Source organism: Kocuria sp. UBA5001 (assembly GCF_002398425.1).
GTDB lineage: Bacteria > Actinomycetota > Actinomycetes > Actinomycetales > Micrococcaceae > Kocuria > Kocuria salsicia.
The window spans coordinates 154,570-176,395 of the sequence record NZ_DGYR01000021.1; the positions used below are offsets into that span (position 1 = coordinate 154,570).

Sequence of the window (21,826 nt, forward strand, 5' to 3'; positions counted from 1 at the left end):
GCGTTGTCCCAGCCCGTCCCCGGAAGGAACCCAGTCTCGCATGGCGTCCTCGTCGAGCCTCCCTGACCCCGCGGAGTGGTTTCCGCTCACCGGCGCGCAGGAGGGGATCTGGAACGCCCAGCGGCTCGATCCGACGTCCCCGTACTACGTGGTGGGGGAGGTCGTGGAGATCGGCCCGGGGGATGTCGACCCGCAGAGGCTGACGGACGCGGTTTCCGAAGCCGTCGCGGAGACCGAGACCCTGCGGCTGCGCGTGCGTGAACACGACGGCGCCGCGCAGCAGCGTGTCGCGGACGGGACGGGATACCGGCCCGAGATTCGTGACCTGCGGGCCGCACCAGATCCCTTCGCGCTCGCCGCGGCGGTCGTGGACGAGCAGCGCACGGACATGGCCCTGCGTTGCGCGCCGATGGTGGAGCGGGAGCTGTTCCGGTACACGATCCTGCGCCTGACGGACCAGCACGTGTGGCTCGTGCAGCTCTACCACCACCTCGTGATCGACGGGTACTCGGCGGCACGGCTGAGCCGCAGGATCGCTGCCCTCTACCGCGCCGTGACCACCGGCAATTCCGCGGCCCCGTCCGGCTACCGGTCGTTGCGAGATCTGGTGACCGAGGACCGCGAGTACCGGCAGAGCGAGCAGCGCGCGCAGGACGAGCGCTACTGGGTGGACGCCATGACCCCGCTGCCCCCGGTCGGCGGCAGAGAGGGCGGTGAGAAGCATTCCGGCGGGCGCACCGTGCACATCACGCAGACGCTCTCCCCGCAGGACAGCGATCGCCTGAAGAGCCTGGGCTCGCGCGCTGGCAGCAACTGGGTGGACGTGCTGCTCGGCGCGTACGCGGGGTACGTGCACCGGCTGACCGGGCGCCGCGACGTCGTCATGGCCCTGCCGATGATGGTGCGCACCACCACGGCCGCGCTGAAGACCCCGGCCATGGCGGTCAATGTGCTGCCCCTGCGCGTGCAGGTCTCCGCCGAGGACACCGCCGCGGACCTCGCGTCGAAGGTCTTCACAGCCATGGTGGGCGTGCGCGAGCACCAGCGCTTCCGCGGTGAGGACCTGCCCGGCGCCCTCGGGGTGCCCGGCGCCGGTGGCCTGCTGCACGGGGTGGGCGCCAACGTGAAGGTCTTCAACCCCGCGCTGGACTTCCACGGCGTCCCCGGGCTGCTGCGCAACGTGGCCGGAGGCCCGCCAGAGGACATGGGTCTCACGGTCACGCCGCTGCCCACCGGGCAGGGTACCGAGATCCAGCTGGGCTTCGAGACGGACCCGAGCCGGGTGACTCGTGACCGCGCGCTCGCCCGGCTGCGCGGGTTCGTCACGCTGCTGCGCGGGCTCCTCGCTGAGAACGCGCCCCGCCTGGGGGCGGTGTCCGCGCTGGCGGGTGAGGAACGGGAGGCGCTCGAGCGTCGTCGGGGTCCGTCGGCCGGTGCCGCGGAGGTCGGCGAGTCCTTCGCTCCCGTGGACCTCACGCAGGCCGTCGCGCAGATCGAGCTCCACCGCCCGGACGAGCCCGTGCTCGTGGACTCCCGCACCTCCCTCACCGGCACAGAGCTCGTGCACCGGGCCCGCGTGCTCGCGGGACGTCTGACGGAGGCGGGGGTGGGGCCCGAGGACGTCGTGGTGCTGGACCTGCCGCGCGGCCACGAGATGGTCCTGGGCATGCTCGCCACCCTGCTCGCGGGCGGCGCGTTCCAGGCGCTGGACCGCGCGCACCCCGCCGAGCGGCGTCGTACGACCACCGAGGACGGCGGCGCGGACGTCGTCCTCACGGATGCGGACGGCGACGCCTCCCTGCGCCCGGGTGCCCGCCGGATCCTGTGGGAGCAGGTCTGCTGGGACGCCCCCGCGTCCGAGCCCGCGGACGCCGCCGGGCCGGAGAACCTCGCCTATCTGCTGCACACCTCCGGGACAACCGGGCGCCCCAAGGGCGTGGAGGTGACCCGGGCGGCGCTCGGCCACCTGATCGCCCACCACCGCGCGCTGCTCTTCCCGCCGTCCGAGCAGCACGCGCAGACCACGCACCTGCACGTGGCGCACGCCGCGTCCTTCACGTTCGACGCCGCGATCGACCAGCTCTCCTGGCTGTTCGGCGGACACACGGTCCACGTCTACGACGCCACCGTGACCGGGGACGCCCTCGCCTTCCTGGACGCGCTCGCGGAGGACGGGATCGATGTGCTGGACTCCACGCCGTCGCTGGCCGGGGTGCTTGTGGAGTTCGGCCTGCTGCAGCTGCCCGCGCCCACCACGCTGATCCTGGGCGGCGAGACGCTGCCCACATCCCTGTGGCACGACGTCGTGGCCTCGGGGAAGCTCGCGTGGAACCTCTACGGGCCCACCGAGTCCACGGTGGACGCCGTGGCGGCGCCGGTGACCGGGCAGACCCCCACGATTGGGAGGCCCCTGGCCGGCCTCACCGCCCACCTGCTGGACACCGATCTGCAGCCCGTGCCGGACGGTGAAACGGGAGAGGTCTACCTGGGCGGCCCGCAGCTCGCCCGCGGCTACCGGACCCGTGCGATCGAAACAGCCACGCGCTTCGTCGCCGATCCCTTCACACCGGGTGGGCGCCTGTACCGCACGGGCGACCTCGCCCGCTGGGAGCCCGGCGTGGGCTACCTGCTGCTGGGCCGCGCAGATGACCAGGTGGAGATCCGCGGTCAGCGCGTGGAGCCCGCCGAGGTGGAGGCGCTGCTGCACGAGGTCCCCGGCGTGGCCGGGGCAGTGGTCGGCGTGCAGGGTCGGGACGAGGACGCGAGCCTCGTGGCGCACGTGGTGCCGTCGCGCGGTGCCCGCCTGGAGGCCGGGGCAGTGCGCGAGGGCCTGGCACGCCGCGCGCCGTCGCACCTGGTGCCCGCCCACGTGGTGGTGCTCGAGGCGTTCCCCGTCACGGTCGGCGGCAAGGTGGACCGCTCCGCCCTGCCCGCACCGCACGTGCAGGAGAGAATCCGCGAGGCACGGACCCCGGCGGAGGAAGTGCTCACGCGTGTGGTGGCCGAGGTGCTCGGCCGCCGCCGCGGGGCGAGCTGCGCTCCCGTGGCACTGGACCGGGACTTCGTCTCCCAGGGCGGGGACAGCATCAGCGCGCTGAGCGTGGTGGGCGCATCCCGCCGCGCGGGCCTGGACATCGCCGCCCAGGACCTGCTCAACGGCACACCGTTGGCCGTGGTCGCTACGCGCGCCGCGGCCTCGAACACGGACATTGCCGCGCTCGCGGCCGCTCGGGCCGAGGGCGGCACGGGAGAGGAGCTCGACGATGCCGCGGCCCCCTCCCGCGCCGACGTGGACCTCCCCGTGGGGCGCGTGGCGCTCTCACCGTTGGTGCGCACCCAGCTCGCTGCCGCGCCGAACGACCGGGCACTGGCGGGCCACGCGCAGTGGGTCGTGCTGGACACGGCCACCTCCCTGGACCGCGACGCCCTCGCGCGTGCGCTGCAGACGGTCCTGGACCGTCACGACTGCCTGCGCCTGGTGCTCGACACCACCGGTGGGGAACCCGCTCTGCTGGTGCGCCGGGCCGGTGCGGTGCTCGCCGAGGACGTCCTCGCCGGGTCGGAGCATCGCGCCGAGAACGACGCCGCTGCGACTGGCGCCGCTGGCCATTCCGGGCATTGCGTGGAGGACCACGCGGAGGCGCTCGTGGCGGAGCTCGACCCCCGCGCGGGCGTCGTGATCCGCGCGGCCGTGGTGGCCGTGAACGCCGCACAGCCGGTGGTCGCGGAGCAGCCCACGGGGGACCAACTTGTGCTCGTCGTGCACCACCTCGCGGTGGACGCCGTCTCCTGGCAGATCCTCACCGCGGACCTCGAGTGCGCGTACGAGGCCGCCGTGGCGGGGACCCTTCCCGAGACGGACGACGTGCCGTGCTCGTGGCGCCACGCCATGGATGTGATGGCTGCCCGCGCCGGTTCGGACACCGTGCGTGAGGACCTCCCCCACTGGGAGCGTGTGCTCCGCTCCGGCCCCGCCGCGCCCCTGGGCGGCCGTCGCCTGGACCCGGCTGTCGACACCGTGGCCACCGTCCGCACGGCGGACCTCGAGATCACCGGCGACGTCGCACGGGCGGTGCGTGAGACCGCACCCGAGGCGTACCGCATGCGCCCCGACGAGGTGGTGCTCGCCGTCGTGAGCCTCGCCCTCGCCCGCTTCGACCACGCGCGCGGACTGCCCGCCGCGGCGCTGCGGCCGGTGACGGTCGAGGGCCACGGCCGTGACACCCTCGCCCCGGGCTGCGACCTCTCGGGCACGGTCGGGTGGTTCACCACCGAGTCGCCCGTTCACGTGGCGTCGGACGCGCTCGGCCACCCCGTTGTCGGCGACGATTCCGGAACCGACTCCGGGACTGACGCCGTCGTCCGCGCCCGCGTGCTCGGCGCCGAGGACCTCGACGACATGCTCGGCGGCAGGTCAGCACTCTCCGCGCTGCTGCGCGCGGCCAAGGAGGCGCGCCGCACGAGCCCGGACACCGCCGGGTACGGCATCCTGCGCCACCTCGACCCGCTGGGCCGGGAGCGTCTCGCGGATCTGGCCGAGCCGGAGGTCGTGCTCAACGTGATCGCCGCGTCCGAGGAGGACCCGGATGGCTGGTCCACGGACGGTGACCGCTCCTTCGCCGTCGTCGAGTCCCCCGAGCGGCGCCTGACCGAGGCGCTGACCGTCAACGTCTTCCAGAAGGCGGGCCCGGAGCCGGGGCTGGGGATCGAGCTGCGCGCCGCGGGCGGCGTGTTCTCCGCCGCGGACCTCGACACCCTGGGTCAGTCCCTGCGCGAGGCTGCCGCCGCGGTGCACCTGCTCCTGAACGAGAACGCCGGGGGAGCGAGTCCCTCGGACCTGACCCACCGCCTCCCACAGCCGGACATCGACGCCCTCGAACGCGAGCACGGCCCCGTGGCGGACGTGCTGCCGCTGTCCCCGCTGCAGGAGGGCCTGCTCTTCCACGCGCTCTCCGACGGAGAGGCGGACGCCTACGTCCTCGCGGCCGCGCTGGAGATCGAGGGGGCCGTGGACCCGCAGCGGCTGCAGGATGCCTTTGACGCCGTGCTGCGGCGCCACCCGGTGCTGCGCGCGGCGTTCGACGCGACCACCGTGGGCGAGCCCGTGCAGGTGGTCCCGCGCGCGGTGACCGTTCCGTGGCGCACCGTGGACCTGAGCGCGACCCCGGACGCCGCCGCCGAGCGCGCCGTGACGGCGCTGCTGACCGAGATGTCCCACCGCCCGGTGGACGTGGCCAGGGCACCGCTCGTGGCCGCCACGCTGGTGCGGCTGGGCCCGGAGCGCAGCGTGCTGATCCTCGGCGCGCACCACCTGGTCACGGACGGCTGGTCCACGCCCCTGATGGTGCGCGACCTCATGGCCTTGTACCGCGGCGAGGGGGACGAGCTGCCCACGGCCCTGCCGTTCGGCGCGCACGTCGCCCGGATCAGCGCCGGGGCCGACGCCGCCCTGGAGGCGTGGCGCACCCGCCTGGCCGGACTCGAGCACCCCACGGTGCTCGGCACCGAGCCGTCGGAGACCGCCGGTGGGAGGACGGAGCAGACCCGACAGGACCTGTCCCTCGCTCCGGGGACCGCGCAGCGCCTCGTCGAGGTGGCGCGGACGAACGGGCTCACCCCCAACACCGTGCTGCAGGGCGCGTGGGCCGTGGCGCTCGCCGCCGTGACGGGCCACGACGACGTCGTCTTCGGCGTCACCGTGTCCGGGCGCCCCACGGACCTGCCCGGCATCGGGAACACCGTGGGTCTCTTCGCCAACACGCTGCCCGCCCGGCTCACGCTGCGCCGCGACGAGCCCCTGCTCGAGGCCTTCGCCCGGCTGCAGGGCGAGCAGGCGGGGATGTCCGCGCACGAGTCGGCGGCGCTCGCCGAGATCGAGCGCGCCGTGGGGCTGGGCGAGCTCTTCGACTCGCTCGTCGTCTACGAGAACGCCCCGGCCGACGACGCCGGGCAGGAGGCACTGCCGCGCGTCACCGGTATCAGCAGCGCGGGCGGGACCCACTACCCGCTCAACGTGATGGTGCCGCCGGGGAACGAGTTCCGCGTGGTTGTGGAGCACGTTCCGACGCGCGTGGCCGAGCAGACCGCGCAGCGGTTGTGGGCGGAACTGGCCCGCGCCCTCGAGGCCGTGGCCGGGGATCCCACCGTGACGGTGGCGCAGCTTGCGGCCGGGCACGGCGGATCTGTGGCCGAGGAGGGGCGGCCGACGCCCGAGCACGGTGGAACCCCCATCGGGGAACAGGTGACATCGTCCCGTGTGACGGGCGCGGCCCCGACCGCCGAGGACGGGCAGACGGAGGGCGAGACGACCGGCGCGTCGGCCCAGGCATCGGAGAGCGCCAGGACGGCCGCCGCCGCGCCGGGGACGGCGGGTACGCCGTCATCCACCTCCGGGACGCCCAGGGCGACGTCGCCCGCGACGGACGGCGTCGCCACCGTCGTGGCCGCGGAGATGGCCGAGCTGCTGGGCCGCTCCGGAATGGACGTCGACGAGGACTTCTTTGCGCTCGGCGGGCACTCCCTGACCGCCATGCGCCTGCTCGGCAGGCTGAGGCGACGCGGCATCACCGTCTCCCTCGTGCAGGTGCTCGACGCCCGCACCCCGGCCGCCATTGCGCGGCTCGCGGAGGGCGGGGCGGTGTCGTCTGCGGACGGGGCGTCTCCGGACGACGCCGTGTCCGGTGACAACCAGGTGCCCCGCGACCCTGCCGTGTCGCAGCACGGCGCGGTGCCTCAAGACCATGCGATTGCACAGAACCGTGCAGACGCGCAGGACACGCCCCGGATCGAGGACGGCGCACGGGGTGGCGCGGAGGGCCCGACCAGCTCCGCTCCGGTCCTGACTCCCGCGCAGCAACGGCTGTGGTTTGTGCAGCAGCTGGAGGGCCCGTCCACGGTCTACGACGTGCCGGTGGCCCTCGAACTGCGCGGCGCCGTGGACGCGGAGGCACTGCGGGCGGCCTGGCACGACGTCGTGCTGCGCCACCGCGCCCTGCGCACCGTGTTCCCCGCCCAGCGTGACGGCACCGCGGGCGTGCGCGTGCTGGAGGGAGAGGAGCTGCCCGCGCTGCGCGTGCACGACCTCCCCGGTACCTTGGCGGAGACCGCTCCGAGCCGCGAGACACTGGAGGGCGTCGTCGCCGAGCACCTGGCTGACCCGGCCCAGGCCTTCGACATCACCCGTGAGGCCCCGGCCCGCGCGGATCTGTGGACCGGCGGGGACACGGCGCTGCTGCTGGTCGTGGTGCACCACGTGGCGATCGACGCGGAGTCCGTCCAGCCCCTGCTCGCGGACCTCTCCGACGCCTACGGGGCGCGGGCCGCCGGGCGCGCACCGCAGTGGCCCGAGCCCCCGCACGACGAGCCCGCCGCCGAGGACCCCGAGCAGACGGCGGCGGACGAGAGCTTCTGGTCCGAGGAGCTGCGCGGCCTGCCCGCGGAGCTCGACCTGCCCCTGGACCGTCCCCGCCCGGAGACTCCGGGGCACGAGGGCCACACGGACGTGCTGGAGGTTCCCACAGAGCTGCGCGAACGCATGGACCGCGTGTGCGGCGAGCACGGCGTCACGCCCCTCATGCTGCTGCGCAACGCCGTGGCACTCACGTGGTGGCTGCACGGCGCCGGGCGGGACATTCCCCTCGGCAGCACGGTGGCCCTGCGCGAGGACCTCGCGGACGAGCAGCGTGCCGTGGGGTACTTCGTGAACTCGATGGTCGTGCGCTGCGCGGTGGACGCCACCGGCACGGTCGCCGAGAACCTGGCTGCCGTGCGGGGTGCCTCCCTGCGGGCGCTGGAGCACAGCGGGCTGCCGTTCGAGCGGGTCGTGGACCTCGTCTCACCCCAGCGTCAGCGCGCCCGGCACCCCCTGTTCCAGACGCTCGTCTCGCACGAGGCACCCGCCCCGACCCCGGGGATCGGCGCACTGGAGACCTCCGAGGTCACCGTGCGCACCACCACCTCGCGCTTCGACGTGGGCGTGTGGCTCGTGGACGGGGACACCTCCTCGCTGCGCGTCGTGGGGTTCGCGGACCTCTTCGACGCCGAGACCGTCTCCGCCCTCGCGCACCGAGTCCTGCGCGTGCTGGAGCAGCTGGCCGAGGACCCGCGTCGCGCCGTTGCCGCGCTGACGGTGGCGGACGAGGCCTCCCGCGAGATCCACCGGCCTGCGCAGCCCCACCGTTCTGCGGAGGCCCGCCGTTCTGCAGAGCGTCATGATCCTGCGGAGTCCGGCCGTGCGGCAGAGGGTCATCGCCCCGCGGCGAACCGGGACACGGCAGTGAACGCGGGCCCCGCGGAGACCCGGGTTCCGAGCGGGACGGACGCGCACGATGACGTCGTCCCCTGCCTCCCGAACGAGGGCGTGCCGAGCGTTCCCCGGGCCTTCGCGGCCCAGGTGGCACGGACACCGCACCGCGTGGCGCTGCGGGATGCCCAGGGAGACCTTTCCTACGCCGAGCTCGACGCCGCGGTGCGCGAGCTCGCCGCGAGGCTGGTCGCCCGCGGGGTGGGGGAGCAGTCGATGGTGGCCGTGGCCCTGCCGCGCGACCGCTCGCTGCTGACCGCCCTGCTCGCGGTGCAGCGCGTGGGTGCGGTCTACGTCCCGCTGGACCCGGACCACCCCCGCCAGCGCACGAGCCAGGTGCTCGACGACGCCATGGTGGCCCTCGTAGTCTCCACGGCCGAGCTCGCCGCCGGGCTTCCCGCGGCCGGCGCGGACGTGCTGCTGCTGCTGGACGCTCCCGGCGCCCCGGAACAGGAAGGCGTGGACAGCGCCGGAGAGACGGCGTCGGCAGCCGGCGACCTGACCACCTCGGCCCTGCCCGAGATCCCCGCCGCAGACGACGGCCTGGCCTACGTCCTGCACACCTCCGGCTCCACCGGGCGGCCCAAGGGCGTCATGGTCACGCGGGCGAACATCGCCGCGTTCCTGCGCTCCGTGGCAGCGCTGGGCTGGGTCCGGGACCGGGACGCGCTCGTCGCGGTGACCACCGTGGCGTTCGACATCTCCGGCCTGGAGCTGTTCGCGCCGCTGTGCGTGGGCGGCACCGTGCACCTCGCGGACCGCGCAACCGTCCGCGATCCCGAGGCCCTGCTGCGCGTCGTCGCCCGGGCGGACGCGGACGTCCTGCAGGCCACGCCCTCCCTGTGGCGCGGTCTCGTGGAGGCCGCGGAGCACGAGGACGTGGACCTGAGCCGGGTGCGCGCTCTCGTGGGCGGTGAGGCCCTGGACCGGGACCTCGCCGCGCGCATGCGGCAGCGCTGCGCGGAGGTCCGCAACGTGTACGGACCCACCGAGGCCACCGTGTGGGTGACCCACGAGCCGGTCAGGGCCGAGGACCTCAAGGGCTCCGGCGCCGTGCCGATCGGCACCCCGTGGGAGGGTGTGGACGCCACGGTGCTCGACGACGCCCTCCGGCCCGTGCCAGACGGCGTCGCCGGAGAGCTCTACCTGGGCGGCGTCCAGGTGGCTCGGGGATATCTGGGTCGACCGGCCCAGACCGCGGCGCGCTTCGTTGCCGACCCCGCGCACCCGGGGGCCAGGCTCTACCGCACCGGTGACCTGGTGGTGCGCCGCGAGGGACGGCTGCACTTCCTGCGGCGCGTGGACGACCAGGTCAAGGTCCGCGGGTACCGCATCGAGCTCGGCGAGGTCGAGACCGCGCTGCGCTCGCTGCCCGGCGTGCGCGCCGCGGCCGCGTGCGTGCGTCCCGATCCCAGCGGCGAGCACCGGCTGCTCGGCTACGTGGTTCCCACCGGGGACGACGACGCCGCGGGGCAGAGCTCCGCTGCGGCTGCCCGGGACGCCCTGCGCGAGCTGCTGCCGGAGTACATGGTTCCGGCGGTCGTCACGGTGGTTCCGTGCCTGCCGACGACCCCGAACGGCAAGATCGACCGCGCCGCCCTGCCGGAGCCGGACGGTTCCACGGCGGGCGGGATCGCACCGCGCACCGAGGTGGAGCGTGCCGTGTGCAGCGCCGTGGACGAGCTGCTCGGCCTGACCGGCAGCGGGCCGGAGGACGACTTCTTCGGGCTGGGCGGGGACAGCATCTCCTCCCTGCGCCTGGTCGCGGGTCTGCGGGAGAGCGGCTGGGACCTCACGGTCACGGACGTCTTCACGCACCCCGGCCTGGGTGAGCTGGCCGCGAGCGCCCGGCGCACCGCGAGCACGGTGGATGCCGAGGGCGCCACGGGGGCCCAGAGCACAGTCAGTGTGAAGGGTGCCGAGGGCACCGACAGCACCACCAGTTCCGGGAATGCCGCCAACATCACCAGCGGTGAGGGCAGTGACAGCGCCGTCGACTCCGGCAGCACCGGGGCCGAAACGCGCACGGCCACCCCCGCGGACGCCTTGTCCGTCCCGGTGACCCCCGAGCTGCGGGAGGTCTTGGAGGGGCTGGCTCCGCAGTGGCAGGAGGTGCTGCCGCTGACGCCGCTGCAGGAGGGCATGTACCTCCAGTCGCTCGTGGACGGAGCGGACGGCGCGGACGCCTACGTGGTCCAGCACCGCTTCACGCTGGGGGAGGACGTGGATCTCACGGCCGTGCACCGCGCGTGCGACGCCGTGTACCGGCGTCACCCGATGCTGCGGGCGGGCTTCACCCACCGCGGGGTGCCCGCGCCCGTGCAGTTCCTGCTGCCGGAGGGGCCCATGCCGTGGCACGAGACCACGGTGGACTCGCCCGCCGAGGTGGAGCGGGCGGCGTCGGCGCAATTCCACCGGCGCATCGACCCGCAGCGCCCGCCGCTGATCGGCGCGCTCGCCGTGCACCTTCCGGACGGCACGAGCGAACTGGTGGTCACGCAGCACCACCTGCTCACGGACGCGTGGTCCCAGGCGGTGCTCTTCGAGGAGCTGTTCACGCTCGTCGCTGCCCCGGGCCAGGACGAGTCTGTCCTGCCGCAGCCGGCGGACTTCCGTGAGCACCTGCGTCACGTGGCCTCCCGGGACGTGAACGCGGACACCGCGGCCTGGCGCGAGCACCTGGCCGGGATCGACGAGCCGACCCTCGTGGCCGGCCCCGCGCCCCTGACCGAGCCCGTGCCGCAGCTCGTTACCCGTCCCCTGGGCGCGGAGCTCGACGCCGCCGTGACCGCCCGCGCCCGGGAGCTCGGTGTCAGCCGGGCCACCCTGTTCCACGTGGCGTGGGGAGTGACGCTGCAGCAGCTGACCGGCCGCGACGACGTCGTCCTCGGCAGCGCCGTGACCGGCCGCGACCCCTCCGTGCCCGGGGCCGAGCGCACGGTGGGCCTGGCCCTGAACACCGTGGCCGTGCGCCTGAGCACCCGACCGCACCAGACGGTCCGGGACGTGGTGCGCCGCGCCTTCGCGCAGCAGGGGGCGATGAGCGCCCACCACCGCGCCGGGCTGGGCGAGATCCAGCGGGCCGCGGGTCACGCCACGCTCTTCGACACCCTCGTGGTGCACCGCAACACCGCGATGGACCGGGAGGACCCGAACGGTCCGTTCGCCGGCGCCGGCGCCGGTGTGCTGCGGGCGCAGGCCCTGGACGCCACCCACTATGCGATGGTGCTCGACGTTGACCCCGGGGACGGCACTCCCGGCTCCGGGACCGTCACGTGCGAGCACCACCCCGAGACGGTCTCGACCGAGCGTGCTCAGTGGGCTCTGGACCGCACCCTCGCGGCGCTGACCGACCTGGCCCGCGGCGACGCCGCGCACACGCGGATGGCCGAGGTGGCCGTGGCCGCCCCGCGCCCCAGCGCAGTGCTCGCACCCGCCCCGGTGCCGGTGCCCGGACCCGGTGAGCCCGGCGGCAGCGTGGACCGCCTGCTGCGGGACCTCGCGCGGCGCTCACCGGAGAGCCCGAGCCTCGTGTGCGGGGACGTGCGGTGGAACGCCCGTCAGGTGGACGAGCGGGTGCAGCGCCTCACCGCCGTGCTTGCTGACCGCGGGATCGGCCGCGGTGACGTGGTGGGCATCCGCCTGCCGCGCACGGCGGACCACATCGTGGCGATCTTCGCGGTCATGCGCACGGGCGCGGCCTACCTGCCGCTGGACGGCAACCAGCCGGTCGAGCGCGCCGCGCAGCTGCTCGCGGACTCCCACGCGAGCGGTCTGGTCCGCGGCGGGGACTGGGACGAGGTGCCGGGGGCACAGGACGCGCCGTTCGCCGTCGTCGACCTCGACGACGCCGCGGTGCGCGCCGTGCTCGACGGCACCGTGCCCGCCCCGGCCGTGGACCAGAACCGGCTCACCGGCCCCGCGAACCCGGACCAGCCGGCCTACGTGATCTACACGTCCGGCTCCACGGGCAGGCCGAAGGGCGTGCTCGTGGGTCACCGCGGGCTGACCACGATGTACCACAACCACGCCGCCGAGATCTTCGAGCCCACCGTGGCCCGACTGGGCGAGCGGCTGCGCGTGGCCCACACCGTGAACTTCGCGTTCGACATGTCCTGGGAGGAGCTGTTCTGGATGCTCCACGGGCACCAGGTGCACGTGGTGGACGACCGGCTGCGGCTGCAGACCGCGGAGCTCGTGGCGCACTACCACCGGGTGGGGATCGACGTGGTCAACGTGACCCCGACCTACGCCCGGGAGCTGCTCGGCCACGGCCTGCTCGAGGGGCCGCGCCACCCGGGGCTCGTGCTGCTGGGCGGTGAGGCCGTGCCGCAGGAGCTGTGGACGCTGCTGCGCGAGACGCCGGGCGTGAGCGGCTACGACCTCTACGGGCCCACCGAGTTCACGATCAACGCGTTCGGCTCGCCCGTCGAGGAGAGCACCTCGCCGTGCCTGGGCCGCCCCGTGCGCAACGCGCGCGCCGCGGTGCTGGACTCCTCCCTCCGCGAGGTGCCCGAGGGCGCCGTGGGGGAGCTCTACCTCTCCGGGGACGGGCTCGCGCACGGCTACGTGGGAATGCCGGGGCGCACCGCCACGACGTTCGTCGCGGACCCGCAGCGCTCCGGCCAGCGGATGTACCGCACGGGCGACCTCGTGCGCCGGGAACCCGGCGACAGGCTCGTCTACTGCGGCCGCAGCGACCGCCAGCTGAAGATCCGCGGCATGCGCGTGGAGCCGGGGGAGACGGAGGCCGCGGCCGAGTCCCTGCCCGGCGTCGCCTCCTGCGCGGTGGACGTGCGGGGCGGCGACGCCGCACGCTACCTCGTCGCGTGGGTCACCGCGGACGACGGCGCCGTGCTGGATCCCGCGGTGCTGCGCGAGCGGCTGCGAGAGCTGCTGCCCGCCCACCAGGTGCCGCGCCGCGTCACCGTGGTGGAGAAGATGCCGGTCACGGCCAACGGCAAGCTGGACCGCGCCGCGCTGCCGGACGAGCCCGGCCGCGCCGAGGGGGCGGGCTCCCCGCGCACCGAGGCCGAGCGGGGGGTGTGCGACGCCGTCGCCGCGGTCCTCGAACTCGACGCCGCCGAGGTGGACGTGACCGGGTCCTTCGCGGACCACGGCGGGGACTCCCTGGCGGCCATGCGGGTGGCGAGCCACGTGGAGCGCCACGCCGGGTTCACCGTGGCCGTGGCAGAACTGCTCGCGGGGACGTCCCTCGCAAGGATCGCCGAGGCGTCGGACGGGTCGCAGGACCCGGTCGAGGACGACGCCGCACGGGACGCCTTCCCGGGCGACGGGACGGGTCTCGCGTCCGACGACACCCGGGGCCCGGCCTCGGAGGCCACCGCGACGGTGCCGGAGACTGACGCCGGGGAGGTTCCCCTGGAGGTTCCCGCGGAGCGGGAGACTCCCGTGCCCGGGGCTCCCACTCCGGCTCAGCCCTCCTCCGCTCAGCCATTCTCGGCCCCGAGTACCCGGCTCACCCCGCCCACCCCGGCGCAGCCGGCCCGCGAGGTGCTGCACCTGCGGCGCGGCGAGGGGGTTCCGCTGTGGTGCCTGCACCCCGGTGGCGGCTTCGCGTGGCCGTTCCTGCCGCTCGCGACGCGGCTCGGGGAGCGGCCCGTGAACGGCGTGCAGCTGCCCACGGTGGAGGACGCGGCGGACCGGGGCATCGACACGATGCGGGGACTCGCGCGGTTCTACGCGGACCTGATCCAGGAGGAGCAGCCCGAGGGGCCGTACGACCTGCTGGGCTACTCCTTCGGGGGAACCGCCGCGCACCACGTGGCCGCCGAGCTGACGGCGCGGGGTGAACGCGTGTCCTCGCTGACCGTGCTGGACGCCCACCCCGCGGGACGGGCCACGTCCCACCGCTCGGCGGCGGCCCGCCGGACCCGCGGGGAGCTGCCTGACGAGCACGTGATCGAGCTCGCGGGACTGGCCGAGGACTTCGCCACACGCTCGCCCGAGGTCCTGGACGCCCTGCGCGAGAACCTGCAGCGGTGCACCGCCCTGCTCACCACGTCCGAACCGTGCGCCTACGACGGCCCGGTGACGCTCGTCGTCGCCGACCGGCTGCGGCCCGGCTTCGCCGAGAAGCAGGAGGAGGGCGTGTCCCGCCCCGGGCAGGACGACTGGGATCCGGAGTACGCGTGGCGCGCGTGCCACGACGGGGACCTCACGGTGCACCGGCTGCCGTTCTCGCACGCGGGGCTCGCGAGCCCCGAGGGCTGGGACACGATCCTGCCGCTGCTGCCACCGGCACCCACCCGCACCACCGCGGCCCGGTCGCAGAGTCGTTGAGCCACCGCACCACTGAGACGCATCACTGAGACGCAGAACTGCTGACCCACAGGAGGACGACACCATGAGCACCAACCCGTTCGACGACGAGGACGGCACCTTCCAGGTGCTCGTCAACGACGAGGAGCAGCACTCGCTGTGGCCCGTCTTCAAGCCGGTTCCCGAGGGCTGGACGGTGGCCTTCGGCCGGGACGCAGGCACCACCCGCCAGGCCTGCCTGGAGTACGTGGAGCAGCACTGGACGGACATGCGCCCGCGCTCGCTGCGCGGGGATTCCACCGGCGCCTGACACCCACCGCGCAAGAAGGCCGCCCCCGCACACGCGATGTGTGCGGGGGCGGCCTTCTGCAGGGTGGTTCTGGCGTCTGGCGTCCTTTCACGGGCACGGGGTGGCTCAAACGGCTGCTCGTCTCAGCCGCGGGGGCGGGGTGGCGCCGGGACGGTCTCCAGCAGGTCCTGCACGCCCAGCGCCGTGAGGACGGGGGTGAACTTCAGCCGGGTCTCGGCGAGCTCGGCCTCCGGGTCGGAGTCGGCCACGATGCCGCCGCCCGCGTGCGCGGTGAGGCTGAGACCGTCCTCGGCCAGGTGGCCGCCGCGCAGCAGCACGCGCCAGTGCCCGTCTCCGGAGGCGTCGCACCATCCGACGGCACCGGCGTAGTACCCGCGCGGGGACTCGGTGGCGAGGATGTGGTCGAGCGCGGTGGAACGGGGCGACCCGCACACCGCGGGCGTGGGATGCAGGGCCGCGGCGAGGTCCAGTGCCGTGTGCGCGGGATCGGCCAGGATGCCGCGGATGGGGGTGCCCAGGTGCCAGATCCGCTCGGTGTGCGCGAGCGTGGGCAGGGTCGGCACGTCCAGCTCGGCGCACAGCGGACGCAGGGCGGCCTCGATCGCGTCCACCACGTAGCGGTGCTCGTCGAGGTCCTTGCGGGAGGTCTGCAGCGCGAGCGCGGCCTCCCGGTCCAGGTCCCGGTCCTCGGGGCGGCGCGCGGCCGTGCCGGCCAGGGGGTGCGTGTAGACCCCCAGGCCCTCGCGGCGGATCAGCGCCTCCGGGCTCGAGCCGACCATGTGCCCGCCGGGCACCGCGCCGTCCCGGGGCAGGCGGACCAGGTAGCCGTTGCCCTCGCGGTCGTCCGCCACGAACCGCCGCAGCAGCTCCACCGCGCTCGCGGGCTCGGAGAGCACCAGGCGCAGGGCGCGTGCGAGGACCACCTTGTCCAGGGCGCCCGAGCGTGCCAGGTCCACGGCGCGGGCCACGCGGGCCACGTGCTCGCTCGGCTCCGGCTCCTCGTGCCAGGAGCGGACCGACGGCACGCCCGCGCCCGAGGTGCCGGGCCCAGGAAGGACGCTTGCGGCGTCGTCGACGTCCGGGTCCCAGGACTCGGGCTCGAAGAGTGCGGCCGGCTGGCGGGAGTCGAAAGGCAGGCACCCGACCACGACGTCGGCGCGGCCGGTGCGCAGCGCGCGGGCCGCGTCCTGGGCAGAGGTCCAGCGCTGCCGGACGCCGTGGCCCACGGCGCCGCGGCCGTGCTGGGCGAGGACGAAGGAGGGGTCCGGGGCGAGGGGGTGGACGCCCGTGCGGGGAGAAGTTGTCGGCTGGTTCAACACGGTGCTAAGGATAGGCTAACCTAATTGTCGAGTCCACCGACCGCACCCTGGAGTACATCGTCATGCCCATTCCCTCCATCGACAGCTACGCCGTCCCGGCGCCCAGTGAGGCCAACCGGGTGCACTGGCAGCTGGACCCGTCCCGCTGCGCTGTGATGGTGCACGACATGCAACGATACTTCCTCGCCGCCTACGACCGCGGGGCGGAACCGGCGCGCACCGCCGTGAGGAACATGACACTGCTGGTCGAGGACGCCCGGGCCCACGGGATCCCGGTGATCTACTCGGCCCAGCCGGGGGACCAGCACCCGCACCGTCGCGGCCTGCTCAGCGAGTTCTGGGGCACGGGGATGACCGAGGGTGTGGACACCGAGATCATCCCCGAGCTCGAGCCGCAGGAGGGGGACGTGGTGCTGACCAAGTGGCGGTACTCCGCGTTCCAGCGCACGGACCTGCGCCAGGTGCTGAGCCACCTCAAGCGGGATCAGCTGGTGATCGTGGGCGTCTACGGCCACATGGGCTGCCAGGTGACCGCCACCGAGGCGTTCATGCACGACATCCAGCCGTTCCTGGTCTCGGACGCCGTGGCGGACTTCTCCCGGGAGGAGCACCGGGACGCCGTGGACTACGTGGCCAAGCGCTGCGGCTACGTGCTGCAGACCCCGGACGTCCTCACCGCATGGGACGCGGTGGGTGCCGTGCAGGCCGGGGAGGCGGCCCGTGTCTGAGCCGAGCACCCAGGACCTTCCCCCGGTGCTGCCCAACGGCATGCCCGCCGAGGCCGCCCGGCACTACCGCGAGCTCGGACTGTGGACGGGCCAGACGCACCGGGACCTCTTCGACTCCGCGATCAGCGGTCGTCCGGAGCACACCGCCGTGGTGGACCGCCACCGCAGCCTGACCTACCGCGAGCTCGGCGAGGGCATGGCGCGCGCCGCCGCCGTGTTCCGCGCGGCCGGCGTGGGCGAGGGCTCGCCGGTGGTCGTGCAGCTGCCGAACTCCGCCGTGTTCCTCGAGACCGTGGGCGCGCTCTTCGCCCTCGGCGCGGTGCCGGTCTTCGCGCTGCCGGCGCACGGCTCGCGCGAGGTCGAGCACTTCTGCGCCCTCGCCGACGCCGTGGCCTACGTGGGTCCGCGCCGCGGAACGCGGGACCTGCTCGCGGTGGCCGACGCCGTGCGGGAGCGCCGCGGCGACGTCGCCGTGGTCACCGTGGACGAGCGCGTGGCGGAACCGTGGGCCGAGGCCACGGTGGACGGCGACGTCGTCGACGTGCGCGACGCCGCCATGCCCACCACGCGGGTCTCGCCCGCGTCGCTGGCGTTCCTGCAGCTCTCCGGCGGCACCACTGCGCTGCCGAAGCTGATCCCGCGCACCCACGACGACTACCTCTACTCCGTGCGGCGCAGCGTGGAGGTCTGCGACGTGCGCCCCGAGGACGTCATGCTGGTGGCCCTGCCGTGCGCGCACAACTTCACCATGAGCTCCCCGGGGATCCTGGGTGCGCTGCACGTGGGCGCGACCATCGTGATGGCCGCGGACCCCAGCCCCACCACGTGCCTGAGCGCAATCGAGAAGCACGGGGTCACCCAGGCGGCGCTCGTGCCGCCGCTGCTTCTCGCGTGGCTCAACAGCCCGGCGGTGGCCCGCCACGACCTCTCCTCGCTGCGCACCCTGTGGGTGGGCGGCGCCAAGCTCAGCGACACCGCCGCCCGCCGCGTGGGCCCCGAGCTGGGGTGCACGCTGCAGCAGGTCTTCGGCATGGCCGAGGGGCTCGTGAACTACACGCGCCTGGACGACCCCGAGGACCTCGTGGTCACCACCCAGGGCCGGCCGATGTCCGAGCACGACGAGCTGCGCATCCTCGCCGAGGACGGCACCCCCGTGGCACCCGGTGAGCCCGGCGTGCTGCACACCCGCGGGCCGTACACCATCTGCCAGTACCACCGCGTCCCGGAGGTCAACGCCCGCTCGTTCAGCGAGGACGGCTTCTACTGCACCGGGGACATCGTGCGCCAGCTGCCCAGCGGGCACATCGTGGTGGTCGGCCGGGACAAGGACCAGATCAACCGCGGCGGCGAGAAGGTGGCCCCGGAGGCGGTGGAGAACGAGCTGCTCGCCCACCCGGCGGTGCACGACGTCTCCGTGGTGGGCATCCCGGACGAGGCCCTCGGTGAGCGGATCCGCGCCTACCTGATCCCGCGCGCGGAGCACCGGGAGCGGATGCCCACGGCCGTGGAGCTGCGCGGGTTCCTGCGCGGACGCGGGCTGTCCTCGTTCGCCGTGCCGGACGTCTTCGAGGTCGTCAGCGAGTTCCCGCACACCGGTGTGGGCAAGACCAGCAAGAAGGACCAGCGGGGCATGGCGGTGCCGGAGCGGGGCCCAGCGACCGACTGAGCCGAGCCGCCCGACCCACCCTTTTCCCACGAACCACGAATCGAGTTTCCCCATGTACGACCTCATCGGCGTCGGCTTCGGACCGGCGAACCTGGCCCTGGCCATCGCGATCGACGACCACAACCGGCGCTGCCCGGACGCCGAGCGGATCGAGGCGCTGTTCCTCGAGCGCTCACCGCACTTTGCGTGGCACCCCGGCATGCTGCTGCCGCACGCCACCATGCAGATCTCCTTCCTCAAGGACCTCGTCTCCTTCCGGGACGTGACGCACCCGCTGTCCTTCCTGTCCTACCTGCAACACCGGGGCCGGCTGGACCACTTCGTGAACAAGCAGACGTTCTTCCCGTCCCGCGCCGAGTTCTCGGACTACCTGGGCTGGGCCGCGGACCAGGTCTCTGAGCAGGTGCGCTACGGCGCCGAGGTGCGGGCCGCCCGCGTGGACCCCGAGGACCGCAGCGTGGTGGTCGAGCTCGCGGACGGCGAGCAGCTGCACGCCCGCGCGGCCGTGCTGGCCCCGGGTCTGCAGCCGCGGCTGCCCGAGGGCGTGAGCCTCTCGGACCGGGTGATCCACACGTCCCAGACCGTGCACGCGCTGCAGGGCCTGGAGACCCCCGTGCGCACCGCGGTGGTCCTGGGTGCGGGTCAGAGCGCCGCCGAGGTCGTGCAGTTCCTGCACGATCGGGACGAGCAGACCACCGTGCACTCGGTGTTCGCCAAGGTGGGCTACACCCCGGCGGACGACAGCCCGTTCGTCAACCGCATCTTCGACCCCGCCACGGTGGACCGCTGGCACGGTGCCCCGGAGGACGTCCGGCGCCGGCTCTTCGACTACCACCGCGGCACCAACTACTCCGCGGTGGACCCGGAGCTCGTGGAGGCGCTCTACGACGTCGAGTACGAGGAGCGCGTGAGCGGGCACCGGCGGCTGTTCATGGACAGCTGCTCGGAGGTCGTGGCCTACCGGGAGACCCCCGACGCCGTGGAGGTGGACGTCCGAGACCTCACCACGGGGGAGACCACCACCCTGGAGGCCGACCTCGTGGTCTTCGCCTCCGGCTACCGCCCGGCGGACCCGGCCGAGCTCTTCGGCCCGGACGCCCGGTGGTACCGCCACGAGGGCACGGCACCGGCGGTCGCGCGGGACTACCAGTGGATCCCCGCGGACGAGTCCGCACCGCCGGTGTACCTCAACGGGGGTGTGGAGCACACCCACGGCCTGTCCTCGTCGCTGCTGTCCAACCTGGCGGTGCGCGGTGGCGAGATCGTGGACTCCGTGGTCGCGGCCCGTGCCGCGCAGTCCGTGGCCGACGCCGTCGACGCCGTCGACGCCGCGGGCGCCGTCGGCTCCGGCGCGCACTAGAGACCGCGCCGGTCCGCGCCGGTCAGCTCTCCGGCACGCACCAGACCGCACCCCGGCACCCGGCGGCCGGAGCCACAGACGCCGGAAGCGGGCGGCCCACGGCCCGCCCGGGCAGCAGGCAGAGAGAGGCAGCACATGCAACGCACCACCCGCGAGACCACCGTCTACCCGATCGCGATCCGCGAGCTGCAGGTGCAGCGGATCGAGGACCTGAGCCCGCACATGCGCCGCGTGGTGCTGGGCGGGCCGGGCCTGGAGGCCCACGAGCGCAACGGGGTCCCGGTCCCGGCGTTCCGCAGCACGGGCTTCGACGACGACGTGAAGATCATCGTCCCGGACCCGGTGACGGGGCTGTGCGCCATCCCGGAGCCCCAGCCCGGGGGCACGGTGGCGTGGACGGACGAGTCCGTCGCGCTCGCCCGGACCTACACGGTGCGCTCCGTGGACACCGAGGCGGGGGAGGTCGCCCTGGACTTCGTGCTGCACGGCACGGGCCTGGCCTCGGGATGGGCGCGGCGCGTCCGCCCGGGGGAGAGCGTGTACGTGGCGGGCCCCAAGGCCTCCGCCGCCGCACCCGAGGACGTGGACTGGCTGCTGCTGGCCGGAGACGACACCGCCCTGCCCGCGATCGCCCGCGCGCTGGAGGACCTGCCGCGCGGCACCCGGGTGCACGCCGTCGTCGAGGTCCCCACCGCCGCGGACCGGATCGAGCTGAGCACCGAGGCGGACGTCACCCTCACGTGGGCCGTGCGCGAGGCGGGCGAGGACCTGGTCTCCGCGGTGCAGGGCATCGACTGGCTGCCCGGCGAGGCCTTCGCGTGGGTGGCCGGGGAGGCCCTGAGCATCAAGCCCCTGCGCCGCTGGCTGCGCGAGGAGCGCGGCGTGACCCGCGAGCACACGGACATCTCCGGGTACTGGCGCCGACGGGACGTGGTCAGCGTGGCGGACTCCCCGGACGTCGTGGACGTGGGCGCCACCGGGCCCTCCGCGGAGGCCCGGCTGCACGAGCTCACCGAGCTGGCACCGGCGCTGCTCGTGCGCACCGCGTGCGCGCTGGGCGTGTTCTCCCACGTGGACGACGGCGCCACGAGCGTTCCCGCCCTGGCGCGCGTCCTCGACCTGCCGGAGACCTCGACCGGGCGGCTCGTGCGCGCCCTGCGCGTCCACGACCTGCTGACCGGGGACGACGACGCCGTACTGGCCCTGAGCGAGACGGGCGTCCTGCTCGCGGACCCCGACTCCCGGCTGGTGCGCTCCCTCTCCCCGGCGGCCACCGTGCGGGAGCTCTCCCTCGCGGGACTCGACCGGGCCCTGGCCACCGGCGCCGCCGTGCCCGTGGACACCGACGGCCGCCACTGGGACGAGCTGTGCTCCCAGGACGAGGCCCTCGCGGCGCAGGTCGACGACCAGGTGGCCGAGGAGGCGTGGTTCACCGCACCGGCGGTGCCCGCCGCCGTGGGCCTGGAGGAGTCCGAGACCGTGGTCTTCGCGGGTCCCGGATGCGGTGTCTACGCCGAGGAGGCGATGCGCCGCGTTCCCGGGCTGCGTGCCGTGCTGGCGGGCTCGGACGCCGAGGTGCGCCGGGGTTTGGCGGACGTCTCCGCCGTGCGCCGCGAGCACGTGCAGACCCTCGTCACGGAGGAGCCCGCGGACGTTCCCGACGGCACCGCCACGCTGCTGCTGCTCGACCCGTTCGGCTCCACCCCCGCGGCCGGGCACGCCGCCCTGCTGGACCGGGCCGTGCAGCGGGTGGGGCGCGTCGTCGTGATCACCGCCCTCGTGGACACCGAGACCCCCGACGAGTTCGACGTGGAGGAGGACCTGCGTCGGCTGTGCCTGAGCGGGGGCGAGATCCCCAC

General features: G+C 74.4%; 7 protein-coding genes. 6 read left to right on the top strand and 1 reads right to left on the bottom strand.

Annotated elements, in window-relative coordinates; genetic code table 11:
* Positions 1-40 precede the first annotated feature (40 nt).
* Both B3G12_RS12025 and B3G12_RS12030 read left to right on the top strand, forming a co-directional pair.
* On the top strand, positions 41-14,605 hold the full coding sequence (locus tag B3G12_RS12025; RefSeq protein ID WP_290500551.1) for a non-ribosomal peptide synthetase: 14,565 nt from the start codon (positions 41-43) through the stop codon (positions 14,603-14,605).
* Between the two features lie 64 nt (positions 14,606-14,669).
* A complete protein-coding gene (locus B3G12_RS12030; RefSeq protein ID WP_290500552.1) occupies positions 14,670-14,894 on the top strand; it encodes an MbtH family protein in 225 nt (74 codons plus the stop codon).
* A 122-nt stretch (positions 14,895-15,016) separates the two neighbouring features.
* Here B3G12_RS12030 and B3G12_RS12035 read toward each other — a convergent pair whose 3' ends face one another.
* A complete protein-coding gene (locus B3G12_RS12035) occupies positions 15,017-16,213 on the bottom strand; it encodes an isochorismate synthase (protein WP_290500554.1) in 1,197 nt (398 codons plus the stop codon).
* 62 nt (positions 16,214-16,275) lie between these two features.
* Between B3G12_RS12035 and B3G12_RS12040 the strand changes: the two genes are divergently transcribed.
* The 4 genes from B3G12_RS12040 to B3G12_RS12055 form a co-directional block, all read left to right on the top strand.
* A complete protein-coding gene (locus tag B3G12_RS12040) occupies positions 16,276-16,941 on the top strand; it encodes an isochorismatase family protein (RefSeq protein ID WP_290500556.1) in 666 nt (221 codons plus the stop codon).
* On the top strand, positions 16,934-18,607 hold the full coding sequence (locus B3G12_RS12045; RefSeq protein WP_290500558.1) for a (2,3-dihydroxybenzoyl)adenylate synthase: 1,674 nt from the start codon (positions 16,934-16,936) through the stop codon (positions 18,605-18,607). Before B3G12_RS12040 ends, B3G12_RS12045 begins: the two co-directional genes overlap by 8 nt.
* 52 nt (positions 18,608-18,659) lie before the next feature.
* Positions 18,660-19,967, top strand: a complete 1,308-nt coding sequence (locus B3G12_RS12050) for a lysine N(6)-hydroxylase/L-ornithine N(5)-oxygenase family protein (protein ID WP_290500560.1) — start codon at positions 18,660-18,662, stop codon at positions 19,965-19,967.
* Between the two features lie 135 nt (positions 19,968-20,102).
* The coding region (locus B3G12_RS12055) for a siderophore-interacting protein (protein WP_290500562.1) at positions 20,103-21,826 on the top strand (1,724 nt) is incomplete at its 3' end.

Coding starts and splice junctions, on each gene's coding strand:
- B3G12_RS12025 (WP_290500551.1), top strand. CDS start 41: ATGGCGTCCTCGTCGAGCCTCCCTGACCCCGCGGAGTGGTTTCCGCTC.
- B3G12_RS12030 (WP_290500552.1), top strand. CDS start 14,670: ATGAGCACCAACCCGTTCGACGACGAGGACGGCACCTTCCAGGTGCTC.
- B3G12_RS12040 (WP_290500556.1), top strand. CDS start 16,276: ATGCCCATTCCCTCCATCGACAGCTACGCCGTCCCGGCGCCCAGTGAG.
- B3G12_RS12050 (WP_290500560.1), top strand. CDS start 18,660: ATGTACGACCTCATCGGCGTCGGCTTCGGACCGGCGAACCTGGCCCTG.